The 20,640-nt window shown below is 73.1% G+C and carries 19 protein-coding genes and 1 tRNA gene; 5 read left to right on the plus strand and 15 right to left on the minus strand.

Going from position 1 to position 20,640, the window contains the following annotated elements; genetic code table 11:
- Nucleotides 1-101 precede the first annotated feature (101 nt).
- The gene (locus BGK67_RS15285) at nucleotides 102-521 is read left to right on the plus strand and encodes an SsgA family sporulation/cell division regulator (protein ID WP_244291216.1); all 420 of its coding nucleotides are present in this window, start codon (nucleotides 102-104) and stop codon (nucleotides 519-521) included.
- A gap of 75 nt (nucleotides 522-596) precedes the next feature.
- Here BGK67_RS15285 and BGK67_RS15290 read toward each other — a convergent pair whose 3' ends face one another.
- Nucleotides 597-2,795: an MMPL family transporter gene (locus BGK67_RS15290; RefSeq protein WP_069920612.1), complete on the minus strand. Its 2,199-nt coding sequence runs from the start codon at nucleotides 2,793-2,795 to the stop codon at nucleotides 597-599.
- A gap of 129 nt (nucleotides 2,796-2,924) precedes the next feature.
- Nucleotides 2,925-3,515 carry a TetR/AcrR family transcriptional regulator gene (locus BGK67_RS15295; protein ID WP_208948699.1) on the minus strand — a complete coding sequence of 197 codons (591 nt, stop codon included), beginning with the start codon at nucleotides 3,513-3,515 and terminating at the stop codon, nucleotides 2,925-2,927.
- Nucleotides 3,516-3,682: 167 nt separating this feature from the next.
- Between BGK67_RS15295 and BGK67_RS15300 the strand changes: the two genes are divergently transcribed.
- On the plus strand, nucleotides 3,683-6,946 hold the full coding sequence (locus BGK67_RS15300) for a S41 family peptidase (protein WP_069920613.1): 3,264 nt from the start codon (nucleotides 3,683-3,685) through the stop codon (nucleotides 6,944-6,946).
- Nucleotides 6,947-7,103: 157 nt separating this feature from the next.
- Here BGK67_RS15300 and BGK67_RS15305 read toward each other — a convergent pair whose 3' ends face one another.
- From BGK67_RS15305 to BGK67_RS15320, 4 genes are all read right to left on the minus strand, one after another.
- Nucleotides 7,104-7,436, minus strand: coding sequence for a hypothetical protein (locus tag BGK67_RS15305; protein WP_069920614.1), 333 nt, complete (start codon nucleotides 7,434-7,436; stop codon nucleotides 7,104-7,106).
- Nucleotides 7,437-7,512: 76 nt separating this feature from the next.
- Nucleotides 7,513-8,397 carry an SDR family oxidoreductase gene (locus BGK67_RS15310; protein ID WP_069920615.1) on the minus strand — a complete coding sequence of 295 codons (885 nt, stop codon included), beginning with the start codon at nucleotides 8,395-8,397 and terminating at the stop codon, nucleotides 7,513-7,515.
- Nucleotides 8,394-9,314, minus strand: coding sequence for an alpha/beta fold hydrolase (locus BGK67_RS15315; RefSeq protein WP_069920616.1), 921 nt, complete (start codon nucleotides 9,312-9,314; stop codon nucleotides 8,394-8,396). The genes BGK67_RS15310 and BGK67_RS15315 overlap by 4 nt, the downstream gene beginning before the upstream one ends.
- Nucleotides 9,311-10,936: a flavin-containing monooxygenase gene (locus BGK67_RS15320; RefSeq protein ID WP_069923877.1), complete on the minus strand. Its 1,626-nt coding sequence runs from the start codon at nucleotides 10,934-10,936 to the stop codon at nucleotides 9,311-9,313. Before BGK67_RS15320 ends, BGK67_RS15315 begins: the two co-directional genes overlap by 4 nt.
- Before the next feature lie 135 nt (nucleotides 10,937-11,071).
- Between BGK67_RS15320 and BGK67_RS15325 the strand changes: the two genes are divergently transcribed.
- The gene (locus BGK67_RS15325) at nucleotides 11,072-11,776 is read left to right on the plus strand and encodes a MerR family transcriptional regulator (protein WP_208948700.1); all 705 of its coding nucleotides are present in this window, start codon (nucleotides 11,072-11,074) and stop codon (nucleotides 11,774-11,776) included.
- Here the strand turns inward: BGK67_RS15325 and BGK67_RS15330 are convergent.
- The gene (locus tag BGK67_RS15330) at nucleotides 11,758-12,561 is read right to left on the minus strand and encodes an exodeoxyribonuclease III (RefSeq protein WP_069920617.1); all 804 of its coding nucleotides are present in this window, start codon (nucleotides 12,559-12,561) and stop codon (nucleotides 11,758-11,760) included. The two genes, BGK67_RS15325 and BGK67_RS15330, sit on opposite strands and share 19 nt — an antisense overlap.
- A 38-nt stretch (nucleotides 12,562-12,599) precedes the next feature.
- Here BGK67_RS15330 and BGK67_RS15335 point away from each other — a divergent pair, with 38 nt between their 5' ends.
- Nucleotides 12,600-13,112, plus strand: coding sequence for a GNAT family N-acetyltransferase (locus BGK67_RS15335; RefSeq protein WP_208948701.1), 513 nt, complete (start codon nucleotides 12,600-12,602; stop codon nucleotides 13,110-13,112).
- Nucleotides 13,113-13,274: 162 nt separating this feature from the next.
- Here the strand turns inward: BGK67_RS15335 and BGK67_RS15340 are convergent, their stop codons facing one another.
- The gene (locus tag BGK67_RS15340) at nucleotides 13,275-14,615 is read right to left on the minus strand and encodes a CoA transferase (RefSeq protein WP_069920618.1); all 1,341 of its coding nucleotides are present in this window, start codon (nucleotides 14,613-14,615) and stop codon (nucleotides 13,275-13,277) included.
- Nucleotides 14,616-14,797: 182 nt separating this feature from the next.
- The gene (locus BGK67_RS41200; protein ID WP_432215539.1) at nucleotides 14,798-14,944 is read right to left on the minus strand and encodes a hypothetical protein; all 147 of its coding nucleotides are present in this window, start codon (nucleotides 14,942-14,944) and stop codon (nucleotides 14,798-14,800) included.
- A 131-nt stretch (nucleotides 14,945-15,075) separates the two neighbouring features.
- Here BGK67_RS41200 and BGK67_RS37535 point away from each other — a divergent pair, with 131 nt between their 5' ends.
- A complete protein-coding gene (locus tag BGK67_RS37535) occupies nucleotides 15,076-15,708 on the plus strand; it encodes a PucR family transcriptional regulator (protein WP_432215515.1) in 633 nt (210 codons plus the stop codon).
- Here the strand turns inward: BGK67_RS37535 and BGK67_RS15350 are convergent.
- From BGK67_RS15350 to moaC, 6 genes are all read right to left on the minus strand, one after another.
- Nucleotides 15,684-16,850 carry an IS701 family transposase gene (locus tag BGK67_RS15350; RefSeq protein WP_069920620.1) on the minus strand — a complete coding sequence of 389 codons (1,167 nt, stop codon included), beginning with the start codon at nucleotides 16,848-16,850 and terminating at the stop codon, nucleotides 15,684-15,686. The genes BGK67_RS37535 and BGK67_RS15350 overlap by 25 nt on opposite strands.
- A 671-nt stretch (nucleotides 16,851-17,521) precedes the next feature.
- A tRNA-Ala gene (locus BGK67_RS15355) sits at nucleotides 17,522-17,595 on the minus strand.
- A gap of 78 nt (nucleotides 17,596-17,673) precedes the next feature.
- Nucleotides 17,674-18,714 carry a divisome protein SepX/GlpR gene (gene sepX / locus BGK67_RS15360; RefSeq protein ID WP_069920621.1) on the minus strand — a complete coding sequence of 347 codons (1,041 nt, stop codon included), beginning with the start codon at nucleotides 18,712-18,714 and terminating at the stop codon, nucleotides 17,674-17,676.
- A 159-nt stretch (nucleotides 18,715-18,873) separates the two neighbouring features.
- Nucleotides 18,874-19,503 carry a GNAT family N-acetyltransferase gene (locus BGK67_RS15365; protein ID WP_069920622.1) on the minus strand — a complete coding sequence of 210 codons (630 nt, stop codon included), beginning with the start codon at nucleotides 19,501-19,503 and terminating at the stop codon, nucleotides 18,874-18,876.
- Entirely contained in the window at nucleotides 19,500-20,045 is a 546-nt protein-coding gene (locus tag BGK67_RS15370) for a MogA/MoaB family molybdenum cofactor biosynthesis protein (RefSeq protein WP_208948805.1), read from the minus strand. Before BGK67_RS15370 ends, BGK67_RS15365 begins: the two co-directional genes overlap by 4 nt.
- Before the next feature lie 62 nt (nucleotides 20,046-20,107).
- Nucleotides 20,108-20,587: a cyclic pyranopterin monophosphate synthase MoaC gene (gene moaC, locus BGK67_RS15375; RefSeq protein ID WP_069920623.1), complete on the minus strand. Its 480-nt coding sequence runs from the start codon at nucleotides 20,585-20,587 to the stop codon at nucleotides 20,108-20,110.
- Between the last annotated feature and the right edge of the window lie 53 nt (nucleotides 20,588-20,640).

Raw genomic sequence — 20,640 nt, forward strand, 5'->3', positions numbered from 1 at the left:
GCAAGAGCGTCCACATCACAAATAGACCCGTGCGGATGCGGGGGAATGTGCGAGGCTGGAGGACAAACGGACGCAAATGTTCCGAATAGAGGAGTCTTGTCGTGTCAGCCACCGCCGAGAATCCGCCCGCGAGCGCCATGGTGACCGCGACCGCCACCGCGACTCCCCAGGCCGCCTCCGTCGAGGAGCGGGTCACCGCACGCGTGATCAGCGACGACCCGCTCTACCGGAAGGTCCCGGTGGCCCTGCGCTTCGCCGCGTCCGAACCGCTGGCCGTACGGATCGTCTTCCCCGCCGACCTGTCCCCCGAGGGCACCGACAACGAGTGGGTCTTCCCCCGCGCGCTCCTGGAGGCGGGCCTCCAGGCCCCGACCGGGACCGGGGACGTGCGCGTCTGGCCCTGCGGCCGCGTGCAGGCGGTGGTGGAGTTCCACTCCCCCGAGGGCGTCGCCGTGGTCCAGTTCGACATCGCCGCCCTGCGCCGCTTCCTGCGCCGTACGTACGCCCCCGCCACCCGATAGGCGCAACGCACCCCGGCCCCGTACCGCCTGGCGATCAGGCGGTACGGGGCCGGGGTGTCGGCCGTACGGGACGGGTCAGGCGTCGACCAGCTCGCGGTCCTTGTCCGGGCCCTCCGGGGAGGCGGCGAGGTGCTTGCGCAGGCTCTCGCCCTCCACGTCGACGTTCGGCAGCAGCCGGTCCAGCCAGCGCGGCAGCCACCAGGCCTTGTGCCCGAGCAGGGCGAGCACCGCCGGGACGATGGCCATGCGGACCACGAAGGCGTCGAAGAAGACGGCGACGGCCAGACCGAAGCCGATCATCTTGACCATCTGCTCACTGGCTCCGATGAAGCCCGCGAACACCGCGATCATGATGACGGCGGCGGCCACGACCACCCGGGCGCTGTACTGGAAGCCGGTCACGACCGCCTGGCCCGGGCGCTCGCCGTGGACGTACGCCTCCCGCATCCGGGTGACGAGGAAGACCTCGTAGTCCATGGCCAGACCGAAGACCACGCCCACCATGAAGATCGGCATCATCGACATGATCGGGCCGGTCTGCTCCACGCCGAAGAGCGAGCCGAGCCAGCCCCACTGGAAGACCGCGACGACCGCGCCGAGGGCGGCGACGACCGAGAGCAGGAAGCCGAGGGCCGCCTTGAGCGGGACCAGGATCGAGCGGAACACCAGCATCAGCAGCAGGAAGGCGAGGCCGACCACGAGCGCCAGGTAGGGCAGCAGCGCGTCGTTCATCTTCTGCGAGAAGTCGATGTTCATCGCGGTGGCGCCGGTGACCATGACGTCCTCCCCGCTGCCGTCGCGGATCTCGTGGACCAGGTCCTCGGTCTGCGGGGAAGACGGGCGGTCCTTGGGGACCACGGTGATCACCGAGGCGTCGCCGGCCTCGTTGGGCATCGGCGGGACGACCGCGGCCACGCCCTCCAGGCCCTTGATCCGCTCGACGGTGGAGTCGGCGAGCGCCTTGTCCCCGTCCACGACCACCATCAGGGGGCCGTTGAAGCCGGGCCCGAAACCCTCGGACAGCAGGTCGTACGCCTGGCGCTGGGTGGTGGACACCGGCTGGGCGCCGTCGTCCGGCAGGCCCATCTCCAGCTTGCTCGCCGGGATGGCGATGACGCCGAGGCCGATCACACCGGCCAGCAGGACCATGACCGGGCGGCGCAGGACGAAGCGGGCCCAGCGGGTGCCGCCGTTGGCCTTCTTCTCGCCGCCGGCGGACTTGCCCTTGCCCTTGCCGAACAGCTTGCTCTTCTCGCCCGCCGGCAGGACCTTCTTGCCCGCGAAGCCCAGGATGGCCGGGACCAGGGTGAGGGCGACCAGCACCGCGATGACCACGGTCCCGGCGGCCGCGAAGCCCATCTTGGTGAGCATCGGGATGTTGACGACGGCCAGGCCCACCAGGGCGATGACCACGGTCAGACCGGCGAAGACGACGGCGGAGCCGGCGGTTCCGGCGGCCCGGCCCGCGGCCTCCTCGCGCTCGCGGCCCTCGGCGAGCTCCGCGCGGTAGCGGGAGACGATGAAGAGGGCGTAGTCGATGCCGACCGCGAGGCCGATCATCGTGGCGAGGGTGGCGGTGGTGTTGCCGAGGTCCAGCACGTTGGCGAGCGCGGTGATGGAGGAGACCCCGATGCCCACGCCGATGATCGCCGTCAGCAGCGGCAGCCCGGCCGCGATCAGCGAGCCGAAGGTGATGACCAGGACGACCGCGGCGACCAGGATGCCGATGATCTCGCCGGAGCCGGTCTCGGGGGCCGCCATCAGCGCGTCACCGCCGATCTCGACGGTGAGGCCCTGCGCCTGGGCCTCCTTGCCGGACTCCGTCAGCGCCTCGCGGGTCGCGTCGGTCAGCTCCATGCCGCTGACCTTGTACTTGGTGCTGATGTAGGCGGTGGAGCCGTCCTGGCTCACGGCCTGGCTCTGGTACGGGTCGGCGACCGAGGAGATCTGGTCCTTGCCCGGACCGGACTTCAGGTCTTCGACGATCTTCTCGACCTGGGCCTTGGGCTCGGGGTCGGTGACCTTGGCGCCGGCCGGGGCCTTGATGACGATCCGGGCGGTGGCGCCGTCGGCGGCCATCCCGGGGAACTTCTCGTCCAGCACGTCGAAGGCCCGCTGGGCCTCCGTGCCGGGTATGGAGAAGGAGCCTGAGGTGGGTGCGGACGCGGATGCCGCGCCGAAACCGGCGGCGAACAGCAGCGCCACCCAGATGAGGGCGACAAGGCCGCGGCGCCGGAAGGCGCCCCGGCCGAGGCGGTAGAGGAAGGTGGCCACGTCGGTGGTTCTCCCGTTCGGGTCGTGGGATGGATCCGGTGCGGATCAGGGCATGGGGAGCCGGCCCGACGACGAGAGCGGCGTGTCAGGAACAGCACGAGGTACAGCGGGGACGGGGCGGTGGGGAGTTCAGACGCCGAGGGCGGGGAAGACCACGGCGTCGATGAAGTGGCCGAGGAAGTTCCGGTCGACCGGGCGGTCCTCGATCAGCGGGAGCGCGATGAACGCGCCGATGAGCATGTGCGGTACGAAGTCCAGCGCCGGGCAGTCCGGGCGGATCTCGCCCCGGTCCACCGCGCGCTGCAGCATCGTCTGGAGGCCGTTGATCTCCGGGTCGACCAGCAGGTCCCGCAGGGCCTTGTGCAGCTCCGGGCTCTCGTGGACGGCATGGGCCAGACCCCGCATCAGCGCGGTGTCCTTGGCCATCTGCGCGTCGTCGGAGCATTCGACCATGCGCGCGAAGTCCGTGCGCAGGCTGCCCGTGTCGATCTCCCGCAGCGAGACGGGCTGCGTACATCGCAGGGCCTTGGCGACCAGCTCGGGCTTGCTCCCCCACTGGCGGTAGAGGGTGGCCTTGCTGGACTTGGTGCGGGCGGCGACCGCGTCCATGGTCAGCGCCTCGTAACCCACTTCGCGCAGGAGGTCCAGGACCGCCCCGTGGAGTTCGGCTTCCCGCTCGGGGGTGATCCGGCTGCGCCGGGCCGCCATCGCCTCGGTCATCTCCGTGCCTCCCGTCCGAACGCGCCTTATCGAAACGAATGTGTTCCGTACGCCCTAGACGATACCCCGGGTCCCAACGAAACGAAACCGTTCCGTTTCGCTTCGGGGAGTGTCATGGATCACCTGTACGAGTTGCCGGGCCCCCCTGGCGCGGAAAGCATTGGGGGGTGAGTCACGACGTCGCGTACCTCCGCTTCCCGCACCTGCACGACGACCTGCTGTGCTTCGCCACCGAGGACGATCTTTGGGTGGCGCCCTTGGTTCCCCCTGGAACGCCGGTGGGCCGCGCCTGGCGGATCACCGTCGACCGGACCCGGGTCAGCCACCCCCGCTTCTCCCCCGACGGCCGGCACATCGCCTTCACCACCTGGCGCAGCCTCGACCCCGAAATCCACCTCGCCCCCGTCGACGGGGGCCCGGCCCGCCAACTCAGCTACTGGGGCTCCACCGACACCCGGGTCTGCGGCTGGGACCCGGACGGCAACGTCCTCGCGGTCTCCTCCCACGGCCAGCCGTTCTCCTACTTCGCCTGGGCCCACAAGGTGCCCACCGACGGCAGCCCCGGCGGACGCCTCCCCTGGGGACCCTGCTCCGACATCCAGGTCGCCGACACCGACGGAGAGCACCGCACCCTCCTCCTGACCGGCAAGCCCCCGCACGAGCCCGCCGCCTGGAAGCGCTACCGCGGCGGCGCCACCGGCAGGCTGTGGCTGCACGGCGAACAGCTGCTGGAGGACATCGAGGGCCACCTCGACTCCCCGATGTTCGTCGGCGGCCGCATCGCCTTCCTCTCCGACCACGAGGGCATCGGCAACCTCTACTCCTGCCTGCCCGACGGCACCGACCTGCGCCGGCACACCGACCACGAGGAGTTCTACGCCCGGCACGCCTCCAGCGACGGCAGCCGGATCGTCTACCAGTGCGCCGGGGAGATCTGGCTGGTCGAGTCACTGGCCCCCGACGCCCTCCCGCGCCGCCTCGACGTCCGGCTCGGCGGGCCGCGGGCGGGCCGCCGCTCGTACCAGGTCCCGGCCGCCAGCCACGTCGACTCGCTGTCCGTGGACGCCACCGGCCGGGCCAGCGCGGTCGTCGTACGCGGCAGCCTGTACTGGCTGACCCACCGCGACGGCCCGGCCCGGACCATCGCCGACACCCCCGGCGTGCGGGTCCGGCTGCCCGAGATGCTCGGCAGCGGCGGGCAGGTCGCGTACGTGACCGACGCCGAGGGCGAGGACGCCATCGAGATCGCCTACCTGCCGCGGGCCTCCGGAGAGCGGGAGCCGCGCCGGCTGGCCTCGGGCGAGCTGGGGCGCGTGACCGAACTCCTGTCGGACCCGGACGGGGAGCGGCTCGCCATCGCCTCCCACGACGGGCGGCTGCTGCTGCTCGACGCGACCGAGGAGTCCAACGGGGAGGTCACCGAGCTGATCCGGTCCCTCAACGGCCCGGTCACCGACCTGGCGTTCTCGCCCGACGGGGCCTGGCTGACCTGGTCGCACCCGGGCATCGGGCGGTCGCTGCGGCAGATCAAGATGGCCCGGATCGCCGGACCGGGCGCGCGGACCGTCGTGGACGTCACCAACGGCCGCTTCGAGGACGAGAATCCGGTCTTCACCCGGGACGGCCGCTACCTGGCCTTCCTCTCGTGGCGCGGCTTCGACCCCGTGTACGACGTGCACACCGGCGACCTGTCCTTCCCGCTGGGCTGCCGGCCGTACCTGGTGCCGCTCTCCTCGGCGACCCCCTCCCCCTTCGCGCTGTCCGCCGAAGGGCGCCCGGCGGCGGGCGGCCTCGACCCCGGCGAAGGGGAGCCGGACACCGGCGACGGCGCGGTGATCGTGGAGGTGGAGGGCCTGGAGAGCCGGGTCACGCCCTTCCCGGTGGCCGCGTCCAAGTACTCGGCCCTGTACCCGGTGCACGGCGGCGGACTGGTGTGGCTGCGCTGGCCGATCTCGGGCGCGCTCGGCGAGACCTTCGCCAACCCGGCCGACATCAGCGGCAAGCCCACGCTGGAGCACTTCGACCTCACCAAGGCCCGCAAGAGCGAACTGGCCTCGGGCCTGGACTGGTTCGCGGTCAGCGGCGACGGCACCCGGCTCGTGATCAACGACGACGGGGACCTGCGGGCGGTCCCGGCCACCGAGTCCGGCGACAGCGACTCCACCGTCTACCTGGACCTGCGGCGCATCCTGCACGAGGTGGACCCGGCGGCCGAATGGCGCCAGGCCTTCGAGGAGGCCGGGCGGATCATCCGCGCGTACTTCTGGGAGCCGAAGATGTGCGGCATCGACTGGGACGGGGTGCTGCGCCAGTACCGCCCCCTGGTCGAACGGGTCGCCTCGCCCGACGAGTTCGCCGACCTGCTGCGCGAGGTCCTCGGCGAACTCGGCACCTCGCACGCGTACGTCGCCCCCGCGCGCCGCAACGAGGGCCCCCCGCACTACCAGCGGGCGATCGGCCTGCTCGGCGCCAACCTCGTGCCCCGCGACGGGACCTGGGTGGTCAGCCGGATCCTGCCCGGCGAGTCCTCCGACTCCAAGGCCCGCTCCCCGCTGGCCGGCACCGGCATCCGCGAGGGCGCCGTGCTCACCCATGTGGACGGGCGCCCGGTGGACCCGGTGACCGGCCCCTACCCGCTGCTGTCGGGGGCCGGCGGCACCACCGTGGAGCTCACCTTCGAGCCGGCGGAGGGCGAGGGCCGCGCCCGCCGGGTGGCCGTCGTCCCGCTGATCGACGAACGGCCGCTGCGCTACCAGGACTGGGTGTCCAAGCGGCGCGCGGTGGTCCGCGAGCTCAGCGGCGGCCGCTGCGGCTACCTGCACATCCCCGACATGGGCGGTTCGGGTTGGGCCCAGTTCAACCGCGACCTGCGGATGGAGATGTCCCGGCCCGCACTGATCGTGGACGTACGCGGCAACGCGGGCGGGCACATCAGCGAGCTGGTGGTGGAGAAGCTGACCCGCTCCATCCTCGGCTGGGACCTCACGCGGGGCGCCCAGCCGGTCAGTTACGCCTCCAACGCGCCCCGCGGTCCGATCGTGGCGCTCGCCGACGAGGCGACCTCCTCGGACGGGGACATGATCACCGCGGCCTTCAAGCTCCTCGGGCTGGGCCCGGTGGTGGGCCAGCGCACCTGGGGCGGGGTGGTCGGCATGACCGGCCGGCACACCCTCGGCGACGGCACGGTGATCACGGTGCCGATGAACGCCGCCTGGTTCCCGGAGTACGGCTGGTCGGTGGAGAACCACGGGGTCGAACCGGACCTCGCGATCCTGCGCACCCCGCTCGACTGGGCGGAGGGGCGGCACGCGCAGCTGGACGACGCCGTGCACCTGGCGCTGGAACTGCTGGAGCAGGACCCGGCCGCGGTGCCGCCCGGCTACACGGACGTACCGGACCTACGGCGCCCGAAGCTGCCGCCGAGGCCGTAGCGCGCGGACCGTAGCGCCGAGGCCGTAGCGCGCAAGGCCCCGCAGCACGGCAGGCACGGCAGGCGCGGCTGCTGGTGGGCGCGGGGCCACGCACCTACCGGGCGCGGGACACGCGGAAGGGGCGCGACCGTTCGGTCGCGCCCCTTCGGCTCACGGGTCAGGCGTCCCAGTTCTGGCCGACCTCGTCGCGGGCCCGGTCGGCCGGCGGCCGCTTGGCCTGCGGCTGGGCCTGGCCCTGGCGCTGGGCCTTGCCCTGCGGCTGGCCCTGGCGCTGCGGCTGGGCCTGGCCCTGCGGCTGGCCCTGGCGCTGCGGCTGGCCCTGGCGCTGCGGCTGAGCCTCGCCCTGGCGCTGGGCCTGGCCCTGGGGCTGCCTCTTCTCCCGCAGCTGCCGGGTGCGCTCGGACGCCTCGTCCTGCGCGCCCTTCACGGCCTGCGAGGCCTTGCCCTTGAGCTCCTGCGCCTTTTCGTTGAACTGGTCCTTGATACCCATGCTTCTTCACTCCATGAGGGGTGTTGGTGGTGGGGCTCGACCAGACTGGCACGGGCGGACAAAGGACGCATTTCGATCAGTTACTCTGCGTGCGCTCCCGCTCGTCCGCCGCCCCGCCGGCTCCGACCAGACCCTTGGAGACACCGGCCAGCCGGGGCTCGAACCGCCTCATCTCGCGCTGCCCCACGGCCCCGATGATTCCCGGCAGGTAGCCGCGCACCCCCTGCATGCCGCGCAGCCACCACTGCGCGTACACGTGCGCCGAGCGCCGCTCGATGCCCGCGACGATCCGGTCGACGGCCGGGCCCAGCGGGTACGTGCGGTTCGAGGGCCACGGCAGGCGCCGGCGCAGCTCCCGCATGACCTCGTCCTGATCGGCCCCGCGCACCATGTCGGTGTCGGTCCACGACAGGTAGCCGACGCCGACCTTGACGCCCTTGTAGCCGACCTCGGCGCGCAGGCAGTGGGCGAAGGCCTCGACTCCGGACTTGGACGCGCAGTAGGCGGTCATCATCGGCGCCGGGGTGATCGCGGCCAGCGAGGCGATCTGGAGGAAGTAGCCGCGGCTCTCCGTCAGGACCGGCAGGAAGGCCCGCGCGGTGACGGCCCCGCCGATGAGGTTGACCTCGATCACCCGGCGCCAGGCGACGGGGTCGGAGTCGGCGAACGGCCCGCCGGCGGCGACGCCCGCGTTGGCCACCACGATGTCCACCTTGCCGAAGCGCTGCTTGACCTCCTGCGCCACCCGGGCCATGGCCTCGTGGTCGGTGACGTCGGCGTGCCAGTGGTCGCTGTCGGTGTGCAGCCGCTCGGAGACCTCCTTGAGGGCCTCGGGCTCCAAGCCGACGAGCGCGATCTTCGCACCGCGCGCGGAGAGTTTGCGGGCGAGCAGCTCGCCGACCCCCCGGGCACCGCCGGTGACGACGGCGACCTGGCCTTCCAGACTCCTGCGAGCGCTCACAGCGACTTCTCCTTCTGGTCGAGGTACAGCGAGGTCAGCTCGCGCACGGCGGTGGTGACGGCCTCCGGCGCCTCGATCGGGGTCATGTGCCCCATGCCGGTGAGCTCGGTGAGGCCCACGCAGTTCGGCAGCGCGGCCGCCAGCCGCCGGGCGTGCACGAGGGGCGTGAGCCGGTCGTGCGTGCCGCCGATGACGGCGGTGGGCACGGTGAGCCGGGCCACGTCGGCGTCCAGGTCCACCCCGGCGAGCACCTGGGACCAGGCGTGCCGGACCCGGGTGGGGCAGGCGTGCACGATACGGGCGCACGCCTCGACCTTGTCCGGTGCGGAACCGGGGCCCATGGTCGCGTATTTGAGGATCTTCCTGGCGACGGGCGTGACCGGGCCGAGCGGGGCGCGGGCGCCGAGGACCGCGCCGGTGAGCCGGGTCCGGGCCCGCCCGGGACGCAGCGGCAGCACCCGCGACTCCGCGACCAGCCGGCCGCTGCCGGTACTGCACAGCAGCGCGGCCGCGGCGTGCTCGGTGAACTCCGGCCGGGCGGCGGCCGCCATGATCGTCATGCCGCCCATGGAGTGCCCGGCGACGACCGCCCGTTCGCCGGGGGCGAGGGCGGCCCCCAGCACGGCCACCAGGTCGTCGGCGAGGGCGGTGGTGCTGTGGGTCCGGGCGGCGGGGCTGCGGCCGTGGCCGCGCTGGTCATAGGCGATGACCCGGTGGTCGCCCGCCAGTTCCCGGATCTGCGCGGCCCAGAACGCGGTGGAGCAGGTCCAGCCGTGGGCCAGCACCACGGCCGGCGCGCCCTCGTCCCCGTGGACCTCGACGTGCAGCCGGGCCCCGTCGGCGGATTCGGCGACGAGCTCGCGCCGGGCGGCCGGCGGCGCGTAGCGCCCGGCGGTGACGTGCGTCAACCGGCTCATGCGGCACCCGCCGCTTCGGCCCCGCCGGCGTCCGAGCCCGACCCGGCCGCGTCGGCGTTCGAGGCGCGGGGGTCCGGGGGCAGCGCCCCCGGCAGCGGCGCCGCCCCGGCCGGGACCCGCTCGCGCTCGCGGACCCGTACGACCTCGTACTCCGCCAGATCGACGCTCCGCGTCTCGCGGCGGAACTCACCCGTGGTGCCGGGCCAGACGGTGGTGTTGCGCCCCTGCGCGTCGAGGTACCAGCTGGTGCAGCCGCCGGTGTTCCACACCGTCCGCTCCATCCGGGCCTGGACCTGCCGGTTCCACGTGTTCACCGCCGACGGCCGCGCGGCCAGCGCGACCCGTCCGCCCAGCATGCCCAGCTGACGCAGGTAGTCGGCCATGTAGTTGAGCTGCGACTCGATCATCAGGATCATCGAGCTGTTCCCGAGCCCGGTGTTCGGGCCGATGATCGTCATCCAGTTGGGGAAGCCGGCCGCCGTGGCCCCGCGCAGCGACTGCATCCCGTCCTTCCACTCCTCCGCGAGGGTCCTGCCCTCGGCGCCCACCACCCGGTCGGCGATCGGCATGTCCGTGACGTGGAAGCCGGTGCCGAAGACGATCGCGTCGACCTCGGCCTTCGTCCCGTCGGCGGCGACCAGGACCGAGCCGCGGATCTCCTTGAGCCCGGAGGCGACCAGGTCCACATCGGGCCGCGCCAGCGCCGGGTAGTACTCGCTGGACAGCAGGATGCGCTTGCAGCCGATCCGGTAGGAGGGCGTCAGCTTGGCGCGCAGCGCCGGGTCCTTGATCGAGCGCGCCATGTTGGCCTTGGCGAGCGACTCGATGAGCCCGAGCTGGTTCGGCCGCTTGGTGAAGGCGCTGACCTGCAGTTCCCGGATGCCCCACAGCAGCCCGCGGCGCGCCGCCCGGGTGAAGGGGAGCTGGCGGTGCAGCCAGCGCTCCACGGCGGTGATGGCCCGGTCGGTGCGCGGCATCACCCACGGCGGGGTCCGCTGGAAGAGGGTCAGCCGCTCCACGTCGGGCGCGATGGCGGGCACGATCTGGATGGCGGAGGCACCCGTACCGATCACGGCGACGCGCTTGCCGGCGAGGTCGTAGTCGTGGTCCCAGCGCGCGGAGTGGAAGACCTTGCCGGGGAACCCGGCCAGCCCCGGGACCTCCGGCGTCTTGGGGTCGGACAGCGGCCCGGTCGCCGAGACGACGACGTCGGCGGTGAGCGTCCCGGCCGAGGTCTCGATCTCCCAGCGCAGCTCGTCCGCGTCCCAGCGCATCATCAGGACCTCGTGGCCGAGCCGGATGTGCCGGCGCAGTCCGAAGGTGTCGGCGACGTGCTCCAGGTACGCGCGGATGGCCGGCTGGCCGGAGAAGGTCCGCGGCCAGTCCGGGTTGGGCGCGAAGGAGAAGGAGTACAGGTGCGAGGGGACGTCGCACGCGCACCCCGGATAGCTGTTGTCGCGCCAGGTGCCGCCGACCGAGTCCGCGCGCTCCAGCACGACGAAGTCCGTGATCCCCTCGCGCCGCAGCCGCACGGCCGCGCCGAGCCCGCCGAATCCGGACCCGATCACCGCCACGCGTACGTGCTCGCGTTCCGTGCTGTCGCCGCCGACCAAGCCGCCCATGCCCGCCGCCTTCCGCATCCACATCCGCAACACTGCCAGCAATCACTGGCACAATCGGGAGAGTAGAGCAGGCCCGTACTCATGGGTAGGGGTCGCGCCCGGAAAGTTACCGCCAGTACGCCATAGGCTTCGGGCGTGGTGGACAGGGAAGCGGGGACGACAGTGCGCGAATACCGTACGGAGGAGCTGGCCGAGGCGGCCGGCATACCGGTCCGCACCCTGCGCTTCTACCGCGAGCGCAAGCTGCTCCCGCCACCGCGCCGCGAGGGCCGCATCGCCTGGTACGACGACCACCACCTGGCCCGGCTGCGCACCATCGCCGCCCTGCTCGAACGCGGCCACACCCTCGGCGGCATCGCGGAGCTGACCGCCGCCTTCGAGAACGGCCGCGACGTCGGCCAGCTCGGCGAACTGCTCGGCATCGGCTGGTCGGAGGAGACACCGGTCCGGCTGACCCCCGAGGCGCTGGCCGACTACTTCGAGGGCGAGGTCACCCCCGAGAACCTGGCCGCCTCCCTGGACCTCGGCTACCTCGCCACCGACGGCGACGAGATCGTGCACGTCAGCCGCCGCCTGCTGGACGTCTCCTCGGCCCTGGTGCGCGAGGGCGTACCGCTGGCGGCCGTCCTGGAGACGGGCCGCCGCGTCCGCGAGCACGCGGACGCGATGGCCGCCCTGTTCACCGAGCTCATCTCCGCGCACCTCCCGCAGGACGCCCTCCCGCGGCTGCGCCCGCTGGCCAAGAGCGTGGTCGAGGCCGAACTCACGATGGCGATGGACCGCCTGCTGGCATCGGGGAGCGGGCCCGGGTCCGCGTCCGGTCACACCCCCAGCTCGTAGACGACCGTCACCGGCGCGTGGTCGGACCACCGCTCCGGGTGCGTCTCGGCCCGCTCCACGAACGCCTTCACGGCCCTGGCCGCCAGGCCCGGAGTGGCGACCTGGAGGTCGATCCGCCAGCCGGCGTCGTTGTCGAAGGCCCGCCCGCGGTAGGACCACCAGGAGTACGGGCCCTCGGTGTCCGGGTGCAGCTCGCGCACCACGTCCACGTACCCGGCCTCCTCGTACACCGTCCCGAGCCACTCGCGCTCCTCGGGCAGGAAGCCGGCGTTCTTCCGGTTCGTCTTCCAGTTCTTGAGGTCCGCCTCCCGGTGGCAGATGTTCCAGTCCCCGCAGACCACGACCTCGCGGCCGTCCGCGGCGGCCCGCGCCTTCAGTGCCTGGAGGTAGGGGTGGAACTCCGCCATGAAGCGGTACTTCTCGTCCTGCTTCGCCGTCCCGGCCTCACCGGAGGGCAGGTAGAGGCTGGCGACCGTCACACCGGGCAGGTCGACCTCGAGGTACCGCCCGGAGGCGTCGAACTCGTCGCTCCCGAACCCCACCCGCACCTGCTCGGGCGCCCGCCGCGTGTAGAGCGCGACCCCGGCCCGCCCCTTGACGGCCGCCGGCGCGAACACGGTGTGCCAGCCCTCGGGACGGCGCACCTCCTCCGGAATCTGCGCCTCCTCGGCCCGTACCTCCTGGAGGCAGACCACGTCGGCGTCGGATCCCTCGAGCCACGCCCCGAAGCCCTTCTTGGCGGCGGCGCGGATCCCATTCACATTCACGGAGGTCACGATGAGCATCCCCGCACCTTAGCGGCAGGGTTCCGTACGATGTTCCGATGTCTCACGGGATCCAGCTCCAGCCAGTGCCCTACGACCACCCGGACGCGGTCAAGCTCAGCGACCAGGTCCAGCTGGAGTACCAGGCGCGCTACGGCGATGACGAAGGCGACGCCACCTTCCTCGACCCGGCCATGTTCGTCCCGCCCCAGGGCCTCTACCTGCTGGCGTACGACGCCCTGGGCGCGCCGGTCGCCAGCGGCGGGTGGCGCAGCCAGGACGAGAACGAGGAGGGCTACGCGGACGGCGACGCCGAGCTGAAGCGCATGTTCGTCATACCGGAGGCCCGCGGCCTGGGCCTGGCCCGCCGGATCCTGGCCGCCCTGGAGGACGACGCCCGTGCGGCGGGCCGCACGCGGATGGTCCTGGAGACGGGCGACCAGCAGCCGGAGGCGATCGCCCTCTACCTGTCCTCGGGCTACGCCATGTCCGCCGCGTCCGCCAAGTTCGGCCACTACCGCTTCCACGACTCCAGCCGCTGCATGACGAAGCCGCTGCACGCCGCCTCCTGACGCGCCCCGCACCGCTCGGCGCCGCTGCGCATCCCGGGTTTCGGCCCGCCGCGGAACACCGCGCCCGCCGAAGGTCGGCCCGGGCGGCGACCGGCCCCGCCGGAGCCCCCCGCAGCGCGCCCGGGGACGTTCGGGGTACGGGGAGCGGACCCGCGGGGGCCCCTACCGCGGGAGCCAGGCGGCCCGGTCCGTGCCCCAGCGGGACGGCCCCGACGGCCACTCGCCGAAGGGACTGGCGGCGTGCCGCAGCCGCCCGTACCCGGAGTCCGATGCGCGCAGCCACGGCTGCGCCGCGTACCCCGGGGCAGCGGGCCCGGCCGCCGGGACCTCCCGGACCAGCCAGGACGCCGTTCCGGCCAAGGAGAACCGCAGCCCCCGCCCGCCGCCTTCCGCCAGTGCCCGCAGGACGCCGGCCGCCACCAGGTACCCCGTGCCGTGGTCCAGCGCCTGCGCCGGCAGCACCCCCGGCGTGCCGTCCGGACCGGCGTACCGCGCGGCGATCCCGTACCCGGCCTGTACGAGCGAGTCGAACCCCCGCCGCCCGGCCCACGGCCCCTCCCAGCCCCACGCGCACAGCTCGGCCACCACCAGCCCCGGCCGCCGCTCCAGCAACTCCGCGGCCCCGAGCCCGTACCGTTCCAGGGCGCCCGGACGGTACCCGCTCACCACCACGTCCGCCTCGGCGAGCAGCCCCTCGAACACCGCCCGGTCCGGCGCGGCCGCGAGGTCCAGCAGCGCCGACCGCTTGCCGAAGCCGGTGTCCGCGTAGGTGTCGGCCGCTTCCGCCGACCCCGGACGGTCGATCCGCAGCACGTCCGCGCCCAGCAGCCCGAGCGTGCGCGTGGCGACCGGCCCCGCGATCACCCGGGTCAAGTCCAGCACCCGCACCCCGGCCGCGGGCAGCCCCGCGGGCGCCGGCCCCCACGTCCGGCCCGGTGCCCCTGGCACTCGTACGGCCTCGACCAGCGGCCGCGGGTCCCCGTACTCCCGCGCCACCGCGACGGCGAGTCCGCCCTCCCGGTACACGCGCTCTTGCACCTCGACGGCCGCCAGGCCCGCCACCGCGGCCCGTACCGCCTCCGGCGTCGCGGACGGCAGCCGCAGGGCCCGTACCAGCGCCGCCTCGTGGTGCGGATAGTTGGCGTGGGTGCGCAGCCAGCCGTCGGCCGCCCGCCAGAAGCCGGACAGCGGCGCGAAGTTCACCGGCTCCCGCCCCCGCACGCGCAACTGCCGCTCGCTGACGAAGGCCGTGGCCACGGCCCCCTCGTCCACGACGGGCGGAGCCGCGTCGCCGGCCCCGCCTCCGGCCCGTACGGCGGCCAGCTCCGCCGCGGCCAGCCCACACACCCCGACCGTGGCCCGCGCCAGCTCCCGCACGGGCAGCGGCCCCTGACCCAGCCCCGGCGCCCCGCGGTACCGCACCCGCCCGGCGAGCTCCGGCGCCCCGCCGAGCGCGGCCCACGCCTGGGCGGTCGCGCGGTCCGGCTCACTCGTGATCGTCATGGCGCCATTGAACGCACGGGACCGCGCGCAGAAGGAAACTTCGGCGCGGCACACCCGCCACCCCGGAGGCCTTCAGGCTGACGACGCCACCCTGGCCGACCGCCCCGGCGCGGGCGCCGAGACCCTCCCGGATGTCCAGCAGCCGCACCGGCGAACCGGCCGAGAACGTGCAGCCGTTCGTCCTACAGCGCGGCAGGGTGGCGGGGTGCGTTCGGGACTCCGGGGCGCCGGATGGAGTCCATCTCCTTGCGAAGCACCGGGACGACCTCCGTCCCGAGGATCTCGATCTGCTCCAGGGCGGCCTTCAGCGGCAGGCCCGCGTGGTCCACGTGGAAGAGCTGGCGGTGGTAGTCGCCGTAGATCTCGCGGAAGGCCAGCGTCTTCTCGATCGCCTGCTCCGGGCTGCCGACCGTCAGCGGAGTCTGCGCGGCGACGTCCTCCAGGGAGGGCCCACCGCCGCCTGGGCAGAGCGGTCATCTGGGCCTCCTCGTACGCGCACCAGCTCTCCGGGCTCAAGAGCGTCGACGAGGGCTGCATCATCCTGATGCTCCCCGGAACCGACCCGGGACCCGCGGCGCGGGCCGTATCGGAGGAACTCTCCTCGGCCCTCAACCACCCGGTGACCGTGGGCACGGCCGGGCCGGTCGCACAACTGTCGGCCATCAGCCGCACCTACCAGGAGGCCCGCTGCTGCCTGGACGCCCTGACGGCACTGGGCGGCACCGGCGGCACCGCTTCACCACGTGATCTGGGCTTCCTGGGCCTCCTGCTCTCCGACAACCCCAACACCGGTGACTTCGTCAACAGCACCATCGGCCCCGTGCTGGACTACGACGCCCAGCAGCGCACCGAGCTGGCCCGCACCCTGGAGGCGTACTTCGCCTCCGTCGGCAGCCCCACGCGTGCCGCGGAAAGCCTGCACGTCCATCCCAACACCGTCTCCCGGCGGTTGGAGCGCATCACCGAACTGCTGGGGTCCCACTGGCTGGAGCCCCGGCAGGCCCTGGAAATCCAGCTGGCCCTCCAGATGCAGCGCACCCGACTGGCGCTGATGCGGGGACGCCGCGATCAGGCGGGCCGCGCCACCAGTTGAGGCCGGTAGCCGGTGGCCAGGGCGTGCACGGCATGCGCGGCCGAGGCGAGCGTCGTGTGCCGGTGCCAGCCGCCGAAGGACCTGCCCTCGAAATCCACCATCCCCACATCCAGGGAGATCTCCGAGAAGTCGGTGGCGACGCGGTGTGCCAGCTTCGCCAGGCGCAGCAGCGCTCCCCAGGGCACGTCGGTCAGATCGGTGAGCCAGCACTGCTGCGGCCAGCCCTCCGGGCCGCTCCACTCGCCCAGCAGCAGCAGGTTCCGGTGGGTGCCCGGCAGCCGCACCGGGACGGCGGCCACCGTGCTCGTACGGGTTCCCATGGTCACCGGATCCGTCCAGGTCACGGGTCGCCGCAGCGTACGGACCATCCTCAGGAGCTGGTGCGCCGGCATCTCCCGGATTTCGTGGCCCGACAGGGCCGAGGCCGTGGGAGTGACCCGCGCCGGGCCGCGGACGCCCGCCACGAAGGGCAGGCCGGCGGCGCCGAAGCGCCTCGCGATCGCCGCCGGGTCACTGTCCGGGAGGTCGAGGACGACCGGACGCCGCATGCCGCCCGCCCAGGCCTGCGCTTCGGACGCGGCTCCGGCCACGCACTCCAGCGGGGTCTCGGCCAGGCTCGACTCCGGCAGCCGCGGGTGCCCGAGCCGGGGGCCGTCCCGCCAGTCGTCGGAGAGCGCGAGCCGCCAGTTGACCGGGCCGCTCGTCTCCTCATTGGCCGCCCAGATGCCGTACACCTCCTGGCTGTTGACCACTTGGCCGAGGCTGGGCACGAACCGGCGCCCGACCCCCACCGAGTGACGCCCCGCCTTGGGGATGATGACCGGATGGGCCACCCAGGCACGGGGGCGCAGCGACCGCTCCAGGTACCGGGAGAGCGCCGCGCGCACCGGATCCCAGTCCCAGGTGGAGGAGGAGATGAAGTGGTGCAGGCTCTGCTCGGCCGCCCGGTCGCCCACGCAGGCCGCGATGTTCCGCATGGACTTGCGACCGCCGGCTGACAGCAACCCGCGCAGGTACATCTCGCCCTTGCTGCGCTGATCGCTACGCGACAGCGGCGCGAAGATCTCCGCGCACAGTTCACCCAGGGTGCTGTCCGGCACCCGATGACTGCTCTCTTCTTCCCAAACCAGGTGCATCCCCATGTCTCCCCCAACCTTCGGCAGCCCGCTGCTCTCCGCGGACCACTACCGTGCGCCCCGGGGCCAGGCCTTGCCCAGGTGTGCCCGCCACACACCTGCGGCCATGGGTGCACGCCCGACCACCCGTCCGCCGGCCGGCCTGCGGTTCAGGAGGAAGGGGCGGGTGCGGGGAAGCCCGGCGGAAGGACTCTTCGGCCGCCGGCTTCGCGGGAGGTCCCCCTGCCCGCCGTAGATGCGGGCGGCGCCCCAGCGCGGCCCTGCCCATGGTGTCGGCATCACCACCGCACTGGCACAGCGCACGAAAACTGGACGCGAGTCAGTCCCACCGGAAATCCCCGTGGTGGGCCCCGGCCTCGGCGGTTGGCGTCCAGCCATTCGTCGCTGTTCCACATGACGGGCATGGCACCGACCGGGTCGAATCGAATGTCGGGGTCGTTGCTCTGGACCAGGCAGATCAGCGGCGTTGAAGTACGGCCGCACGACGGGCTCGGTCGGCGACGATGTCGAGTACGATTTGCGCCGCCCCGGGGCAGGCAGCCGCGAACCGCCCGGGTCCCCGTCGGGGCTCGGACATCACCTCGGACGCACCCCGGAAACGCCGAGATCCCGCCCAGCCTTTCGGCTGAACGGGATCTCGTGACGATTCTTGAGAGCTACTCAAGAACTGTCGTCTGTGGACCTGTGGGGATTTGAACCCCAGACCCCCTCGATGCGAACGAGGTGCGCTACCAGACTGCGCCACAGGCCCTTGCGACGTGTGAAACATTAGCATCCCCGCCGGGGTGCTCCAAAACGCGTATCCGGGAGGGTCCGCGCAGGTCACCGATCACTCGTTCGCGGCGCGCGGGCGGTCCTCGCCCTCGTACTGGTCGAACAGCGGGGTGCGGCCCCGCTCGCGGCCGCGCGGGCGCGGCGTGCTCGGGGGCTTCGCCTCCGTCTTGGGGGCCGGGACCGCGGGCTGGGCGCGCAGGCGGGGCTCCGTCGGCTCGGCCGTGCTGGAGCGGGTCGCGCTCCAGCCGTCCGGGGCCGCCGGGCCGGTGGCGCGCGGGGCGACCGGGGCCGTCACGTACGTGGGCAGCGGGACCGGTACGGGCTCCCAGCTGTCACCGCGGGCGGGGCCGCGTTCGCGCTCGCGCTGCTGGTCCACCCACTCGGCGTGGTCGGTCTGCTCGACCAGGGCGCGCCGTCCGGCCTCCTGCGGGGAGACCGGTGGCGCGGGGTCCGGGTCGGCGGCCGCGCCGGGGGTGTCCTCGGGGTGGCCGCGGCGCTGGCGGCTCTCCCGCAGCTGCCGGGCGGCGGCCTCGGCGCGCCGCCGGTCCATCGTGAACTCGTAGCGCCGGCGCTCCTGGACCCGCAGGTGCACGATGTACGCGCTCAGCAGGAGGGCCGGCACGGCCGGGGCCCACAGGAAGCGCAGCCCGCCGACCGCCGCGACGACCGCGCCGAAGGTGAAGACGAGGAAGAGGAGCGCGGTGGTGCGCCGGCGGCGCGCGAGGACCTGGAGGCGCTGCTCGCGCCGGGCCCGCTCCGCGCGCTGCTCGCGTTCGGCGGCGGCCGGTCTCGGCTCCGCCCTGGTCGGGGGCACGACGACGGCCCGGGCGGCGGCGTCCACGGAATTCACCGTTTCCGTCGCGGCGTCCGGGTCCGCGCGGGGCTGGGGCTCCGCCTGCTCGTCACCGCGCTCACGCAGTCCCTTGGCGTAACGGCGCTCCATTCCCGCCCGGCCGGAAAGCAGCCGAATGGCAGTGGAGAAGCGTTCCGTCGGACGGGCTTCGTTCAGCTCGTCCTGCCTCCGGAGCCACATGGGCACCAAGTAGGCGGCCCAGGCCCCGACAATGACTGCGTAGATGAGGCCGCTGCTGCTCACACCTCACACCGTAGAGGGGTACGGGCGGGGGGATCGGCCAATTGGGCCGGTGTGTCGCGCGATCTCGCTGATATCACGGACTTTTTTTGTGACTCTTCGGATCAGGTTATGGGCGAATCGGTTCCATGGAGCTCTTAATTCGAACGGATATTCGTTTCTTCATTTCGGCGGGGCCTGTGCGTGCCGTGCCCGGTGCCAGCGCCGCAGCAGCCCCTCCGGCACCTCCTCCGCCGTGACCGCGTAGACGAGGTGGTCGCGCCACGCGCCGTCGATGTGCAGGTAACGCGGCCGCAGCCCCTCCTCGCGCAGGCCCAGCTTCTCCACCACCCGGCGGCTCGGCCCGTTCTCGGGGCGGATGCACACCTCGATCCGGTGCAGGCCGACCTTCCGGAAGCAGTGGTCCACCGCGAGGGCGACCGCCGTCGGCATGACCCCGCGGCCCGCGACCTCGCGGTCCACCCAGTAGCCGATGTGGCCCGCGCACATCGAGCCCCAGGTGATCCCGGCAACCGTCAGCTGGCCGACGAGCCGGCCCTGGTACTCGATGACGAACGGCAGCATGCGGCCCGCGTTCGCCTCGGCCCGCAGGTGGCGGACCATCTGGCGGTACGTCGGCCGCTGGATCACCGGCCCCCACGGCGCGGGCGGCGGGATCGTGGCCTCCCACGGCCGGAGCCACTCGCGGTTGCGCCGGTTGACCTCGCGCCACGCCTTCTGGTCCCGCAGCTTTATCGGCCGGAGCGTGACATCGCCGTCCGTCAGGACGACCGGCCAGGAGGGGCCGTTCAGCTCGCGCTCCCGGTGGGATCCGCCGGTCTGGGATGGTCGCCGCCGCGGATCTGGTCCACGGCGTGCGGCAGGATGCGGGACAGGACCGCGAGGCCGTCGCGCACCCCGCCCGTCGAACCGGGCAAGTTGACGATCAGGGTGCGTCCGGCCACGCCCGCGAGACCACGCGACAGGGCCGCGGTCGGCACCTTCGCCAGGCCCTCGGCGCGGATGGCCTGCGGGATGCCCGGGATCTCGTAGTCCAGCACCCGCGCGGTGGCGTCCGGGGTGCGGTCGGTCGGCGAGATGCCGGTCCCGCCGGTGGTCAGGATGACGTCGAAGCCGGCGGCCACGCCCTCGCGCAGCGCCTGCTCGACCGGATCGCCGTCGGGGACGACCCGGGGGCCGTCCACCGAGAAGCCGAGCTTCTCCAGCGCCGCGGCCAGCAGCGGGCCGCCCTTGTCGGCGTACACGCCCTGCGAGGCCCGGTTCGAGGCCGTGACCACCAGGGCCCTGCCCGGGGAAGCGGGTACGGGCACCACCCCGGCGGGCGGCGCCTCCAGGTCGCCGCGGCCGTGGCTGTCGCCGTGGCTGTGGCTGTGCACCTGGCCGCCGCGCGGGGCGTTCACGAGCGCGCCCAGTCGCCGGACTTGCCGCCGGTCTTCTCCTCCACCCGCACGTCCGTGATGACCGCGCCCTTGTCCACGGCCTTCACCATGTCGATCACGGTGAGCCCGGCGACGGCGACCGCCGTCAGGGCCTCCATCTCGACGCCCGTACGGTCGGTCGTCTTCACGGTGGCGAGGATCTCCACGGCGTCGTCGGCGACCGACAGGTCGACCTTCACACCCGAGACGGCCAGCGGGTGGCACAGCGGGATCAGGTCGGGGGTCTTCTTCGCCCCCATGATCCCGGCGATGCGCGCGGTGGCGAGGGCATCGCCCTTGGGGACGCCCTCGCCGCGCAGCAGCTCGATCACCCGGGGGGAGACGAGTACCCGCCCGCTGGCGCGGGCCGTCCGGGTGGTGACGTCCTTCTCCGAGACGTCGACCATCCGGGCCGCGCCGGCCTCGTCGATGTGGCTGAGCCTGCTCTCGGTACTCATCGCTGCGCCGCTCCGCTCTGGGCCCCGGGGGGCCTGTGTGGTGCGACACACGC

This window comes from Streptomyces subrutilus, from assembly GCF_001746425.1.
GTDB classification, from domain to species: domain Bacteria; phylum Actinomycetota; class Actinomycetes; order Streptomycetales; family Streptomycetaceae; genus Streptomyces; species Streptomyces subrutilus_A.

Bases quoted from the DNA above. Each gene is read 5' to 3' on its own strand.
- BGK67_RS15295 (WP_208948699.1), bottom strand. From the start codon at position 3,515: ATGACCGAGGCGATGGCGGCCCGGCGCAGCCGGATCACCCCCGAGCGG.
- BGK67_RS15305 (WP_069920614.1), bottom strand. From the start codon at position 7,436: ATGGGTATCAAGGACCAGTTCAACGAAAAGGCGCAGGAGCTCAAGGGC.
- BGK67_RS15315 (WP_069920616.1), bottom strand. From the start codon at position 9,314: ATGAGCCGGTTGACGCACGTCACCGCCGGGCGCTACGCGCCGCCGGCC.
- BGK67_RS15320 (WP_069923877.1), bottom strand. From the start codon at position 10,936: ATGGGCGGCTTGGTCGGCGGCGACAGCACGGAACGCGAGCACGTACGC.
- BGK67_RS15330 (WP_069920617.1), bottom strand. From the start codon at position 12,561: ATGCTCATCGTGACCTCCGTGAATGTGAATGGGATCCGCGCCGCCGCC.
- BGK67_RS15335 (WP_208948701.1), top strand. From the start codon at position 12,600: ATGTCTCACGGGATCCAGCTCCAGCCAGTGCCCTACGACCACCCGGAC.
- BGK67_RS15340 (WP_069920618.1), bottom strand. From the start codon at position 14,615: ATGACGATCACGAGTGAGCCGGACCGCGCGACCGCCCAGGCGTGGGCC.
- BGK67_RS15350 (WP_069920620.1), bottom strand. From the start codon at position 16,850: ATGGGGATGCACCTGGTTTGGGAAGAAGAGAGCAGTCATCGGGTGCCG.
- moaC (WP_069920623.1), bottom strand. From the start codon at position 20,587: ATGAGTACCGAGAGCAGGCTCAGCCACATCGACGAGGCCGGCGCGGCC.